General features: G+C 50.8%; 3 protein-coding genes. All 3 read left to right on the top strand.

Annotation, left to right across the window (positions count from 1 at the left end; translation table 11 throughout):
- Nucleotides 1-293, top strand: a 293-nt coding sequence (locus tag JX325_RS17345) for a hypothetical protein (RefSeq protein WP_204792250.1), incomplete at its 5' end; no start/stop codon positions are given.
- Nucleotides 290-493, top strand: coding sequence for a hypothetical protein (locus JX325_RS17350; RefSeq protein WP_204792251.1), 204 nt, complete (start codon nt 290-292; stop codon nt 491-493). The genes JX325_RS17345 and JX325_RS17350, both read left to right, overlap by 4 nt.
- Nucleotides 490-1,160 (top strand): hypothetical protein (locus JX325_RS17355; RefSeq protein ID WP_204792252.1); only part of this gene is annotated, 671 nt, incomplete at its 3' end. The genes JX325_RS17350 and JX325_RS17355, both read left to right, overlap by 4 nt.

Consider the following 1,160-nt stretch of genomic DNA (forward strand, 5'->3'; position numbering starts at 1 on the left):
CAGGTCTTAATATGACTATCAAACACCAGACCAGACTTTGTGTAGTCAACGATGAGGTTGGATATTTCCATGTGTGGGAGCACTATTCAAAGCCGCTTCCGGCAAGCCCAATGGTCGGAGGGCAGCCCGCGGGTGTGTATAGCCATGTGTTTGGCATTGTGGAGTTCAAGGATGGCGTCCGCCGTGTTGACCCGACCGACATCACATTTCATGATGAAGAGAACAGTTTCCTTTCCACGATTGATGCTGATACAGACGGGAAGAGGCGAATTATTGAAGGGAGAAAAACATGAACGAAGACAAATCTGCGATTCTCACGCAGAATGAGCAGAAAGTGTTTGACCATGGATACGCCATGGGAAAAGCCGATGCCTATGCGCAAGCATTCGACAGACTTGCTGATATTTTCAGCGAGTTCAAAGACAACCAGTTCCTGTACGGAATGCTCACTCGACAGCTCATACTGAAAAAGGACAAGGAGGAAACCAGATGATCCTGATTGAAAAAACCGAGGTGACGGGCTGGAAGCCCACAATCCGCGGAATGCGAAACCCGATGAACAGTTGGGACAAAAGTGACACAGTATTTGTAACCATCAAAGCCACAGGCGAAACGCATTTTAAGATCGGCCCCAACGACCTCGACCTGATGCTGCGGCTGGCCAAGGCCGGTTCGGTTGACGGCAAGTTCCGTCGGATGATCGCGGTGTACGTCGACATCACCGCCCCGCTCTATTGGTGGAAGGAGTTCGACACCTATAAGGTGGGTACGGTCGCCAACTCCTGCTCCACCATGCACAAGATTCACGCCAAGGAGTTCACGCTGGACGATTTCAGCCACGAACATCTGCTGGGAGAACCTGGTCATGGAATTTTACCGCCACTGGCGGTGTTAAAAACAACTATCGACACCTTAAATGCTTACAGGGCTGCATATATTTCGACCAACACCAAACCGAATCGAAATAATCAGGCCCTGTCGGAGGAATGCTGCGCAAAGTTAAAAAAAGAACTTTGGTGGCAGATGATCCAACTTCTCCCCTCCAGCTATAACCAGAAGCGGACGGTCATGCTGAACTACGAGGTCTTGTCCAACATCTACCAGCACCGGCGCAACCACAAGCTGGACGAGTGGCGGGAGCTCTGCAAGTGGATCGAGGG

The organism is Oscillibacter sp. CU971 (genome assembly GCF_905219725.1).
Taxonomy (GTDB): domain Bacteria; phylum Bacillota; class Clostridia; order Oscillospirales; family Oscillospiraceae; genus Oscillibacter.

Excerpts from the sequence above, each read along its gene's own strand:
- JX325_RS17350 (WP_204792251.1), top strand. The coding sequence starts at position 290 with ATGAACGAAGACAAATCTGCGATTCTCACGCAGAATGAGCAGAAAGTG.